Source organism: Cognatishimia sp., assembly GCF_964229375.1.
GTDB lineage: Bacteria > Pseudomonadota > Alphaproteobacteria > Rhodobacterales > Rhodobacteraceae > Cognatishimia.
Map to the genome: position 1 here is coordinate 1 of NZ_CAXREH010000141.1, position 3477 is coordinate 3477.

Genomic DNA, 3477 nt, shown 5'->3' on the forward strand with positions numbered 1-3477 from the left:
CCGATCTATGGCGATGGCGTCGACTGGATGCCCGTCACCTGGTGGAATGAAGACTAAATTAACCAGCGCGGCTCTACAGGGGGCCGCGCTTTTCTCTTGCCCGAAATATCCTGGGTGAATTGGCGACAGCCAAGAGGGCAACGCCCTTAGCGCCGCTCAAACTCCAACCAGATCCCCTCTGCACTGCGCACCGTCAAATGCGCCACAGGCCGTGGATCACGCCCCGCAACGCGCTTGATGCGATAGTGCTTCAGGATCATTGACAGCATCAAGACCGCCTCGACCATCGCAAAGCCTGCCCCCGTACACACCCGTGGCCCGCTGGAAAAAGGAATATAGGCCTCGCGCATACAGTGTTTGCCGTTCTCGGTGTGCCATCGCGCAGGGTCAAAGCCGTCGGGATTCTCCCACAGACGTTCATGGCGATGCAGGTGCCAGGGGCTTAGAACCATCTGACCGCCCGGTTTGATATCGCGATCACGAAAGACTTCGGGACAGCTGTTCTGGCGCACCATCATCGGCACTGGCGGATAGAGCCTCAGAGATTCACGCACCACATCCCGGGAAAGCTTCAACTGGCTCACCTGCCCGAAATCAGTGCCCTCAAAGCTCTGCGCCTCAGCGGCAACCTTATCCTGCCACTCCGGATAAAGCGCCATCAGATAAAGCGTCCATGCAAGCGAAGAGGCCGAGGTTTCATGCCCCGCCAAAAAGAAGATTGCGACCTGATCAACCATTTCCTGCGGCGAAAACAACGCGCCGGTCTGCGGGTCTTTGGTGGTCATGATCTTGGTTGCAAGATCGTCCGGCGCCTGCCCTGCGGCGATCTCTGCTGCACGTGCTTCGGTCAGTTGAGTGATCAGCCTGCGAATTTCGCGCGCGGTTCGCTTGGTCGATCGCCCAAAAAACCGCGGCATCCATCGCGGCAATGGCACGAGTGCCGCGATATTCAGGATCGGCTGACTGCGTTGATAGGTGCGGAACTGATCGAACACCTGCGAGGCCACCTGATGCTCGATCGGGATCGAAAACAGCGTGCGAAAGATGATGTCGGCGGCAGCGTGGCTGGCCTCTTCCTCGATTTCAATGGGTCGTCCAAGCTGCGTTTCCAGCCGTGCAACCGACGCGTGAGCCGCCTGAAACATCGCGGGATAAATCTCGCGCAGCCGTCCCCCCTCGAAAGCGGGATCAATGATCCGGCGCTGGCGTTTCCAGGCCTCTCCATTGGTCAGGAAAACCGAGTCCCCCAACAACGGACGCAGCCCTTCCGCCACCCGCCCCGATTTGGGAAAATCATCCGGTCTGTCCTTTAGGACCGTTTTCACCAGATCCGGCTGGTTCAGCAGATAGGATCGAAAGAACGGCGTACGAAACTCGGCCATCCAAGCGCGATACAAACGTGCGGGCTGTGCGGATAAAAGATCTTGTTTGAACAGCCGCATATAGTGGCGCAACGAGACCTTATCTGGCCGCGACGGGGGCTTTGGTGGCATCTCCATCAGCCCATCTCCGTGAATGTATTCACAGGTGTTTCAATGCGCGACTTTGACGGTTTGCGGCGGCCAAACCTGTCTTTCAGGCTCTTTGGACCCGCCGTGATCTGGAAATAGTCATAGTCTTTTGGCCGGTCAAAAGCGCACAAATACTGAAAATGCAGCCGAAAGAACCGCCAACGCAGCTCTTTCCAACGCGCGGGACTAAGCGTTTGTGTAAACGCCGCAGAAATGACAATTGGCCAGCGCTTGTCCTTTGGCGCAATGCCCGTCACATGCACAGGATCACACAGCGCAAAAGCACAGCCATCCCCTGGCGCCGTGACATCCAACCAGAAAACACGCTGTTGCTGGGACAGATAGTTCAAATCCATACGCAGGCGTTTGGCTTCGGGCAAAAAGCTGACCATGGGCACGACCTGACCGAGCGACAAGAAAGACAATACGGGACCGTCTGGTCGCGCCTTTTCTGCCCGCAAAAGATCAGACAAAACAGACACCGCCAAATGCGCACCAGAGCTGTGTCCGATGACCAGAACCTCATCCACATCACTGTCCAATGCCTGACCGATATGGTCCACAAACTCTGCAATTCTGGCTTCTAATTCCGGTGGGTTGCTTCCGCGCGTCGAGGCGGAATAGGCGTAATCGTGCATCAGATAATACGCGAAAAACTTGTTGTCGCGCGCCTTAAACCAGCGCAGCAGCAGCGGCACGATCACAAAGCCCGCGATCCCGGCCCACCAGGGCGCGGCCATGCCGATCAGCCGAAACAGACCATAGCCTGCAAGCAAGGCCAATTGCAGCTGGATCAACAGAAACACGACAGGATAAAGCGCTGCAATCACTGGCCCCTTGCGCAGACGCATCAGCCGAAACAAGGCCCCCGTGCTGATATAGGTCCAGGCCGTGCGGATCAGCAGGCCGTATGTCGCAAGGATACCCTGATCCATGCTGACGCGCACGATGTCAGACCACACCAAAACCTCGACATCCGTCTTGGTTTCGATTTTGTCGATCTGGTTTGTAATCTGCCACCCATAGGGCCCGTCTGTCGTCTTGGGCGTCAGCGCAAGCGTATAGTCTGAAATCTCGCCCTGCGCCTTACTTTCCGTGCGATAGAGCTCTCGGTAGCGGCGGGGATGAATGGGATCATAGCCAGGTATATAAAACACCCGGCGCGTTCTGATCTCATTGCTGGAAGGCTCACCCATGCTCTGCTCTCTGGCGCCTGTTTGCGGCGCGTTGAGAGCAGGTTACATGCTTAGCCGACGAGCGCCAAGGCCGGGAATGCCTCGAGCAGCCAATAGGAGAAGGCAGAGAAGCCACCGGTCAGCATCAACAGGCCAATGGTCCACAACAGCAGGCCCATAACACGCTCGATTTGCTCCATGTGACGTTTCATCCAGCTCATCAGGCCCGTCAGACGAGGCAGATAAGCCGCGACCAGTAAGAACGGGATGCCCAGCCCCATCGCATAGACCGCCAGCAGCAAGGTGCCGCGTGTGACAGAGGCCTCAGACGCCGCAATCGACAGGATCGCGCCCAACTGTGGGCCGATGCAAGGCGTCCAGCCAAAGGCAAACGCCAGCCCCAGCACATAGGCCCCAAAAGAGCTGCCGCCACGGTCGCCCACGTCGATGCGAGCCTCACGATCCAGAAACCCTATCCGGTAGATGCCAATGAAATGGGCGCCAAACACCATCACAAGAATGCCTGCGAGGGTGTTGAACCAGCCCTGATACTGCAAAAATAGCGATCCAATGGCCGAGGCCGTAAACCCAAGGAACAAAAAGACGGTCGACAGTCCAAGGACGAAAAACACCGCAGGCATCAAAGCCGAATTCTTGGCCTTGCCATCTGACAAGTCGGTCACCGAGACGCCGCTCATATAGGCCAGATACGGCGGGACAATAGGCAGCACGCATGGGCTGAGGAACGACATGACCCCCGCGATAAGCGCGACGATCATGGCGGGCAGCAG

General features: G+C 57.4%; 3 protein-coding genes. All 3 read right to left on the reverse strand.

Translation table 11 applies throughout. The features are described 5' to 3' along the window. Positions 1–146: 146 nt before the first annotated feature. The gene (locus ACEQWH_RS10745; RefSeq protein WP_370230660.1) at positions 147–1499 is read right to left on the reverse strand and encodes a cytochrome P450; all 1353 of its coding nucleotides are present in this window, start codon (positions 1497–1499) and stop codon (positions 147–149) included. After that, entirely contained in the window at positions 1499–2707 is a 1209-nt protein-coding gene (locus ACEQWH_RS10750; RefSeq protein ID WP_370230662.1) for a hypothetical protein, read from the reverse strand. Before ACEQWH_RS10750 ends, ACEQWH_RS10745 begins: the two co-directional genes overlap by 1 nt. A 50-nt stretch (positions 2708–2757) precedes the next feature. Further along, the coding region (locus ACEQWH_RS10755; RefSeq protein ID WP_370230665.1) for a cytochrome c biogenesis CcdA family protein at positions 2758–3477 on the reverse strand (720 nt) is incomplete at its 5' end.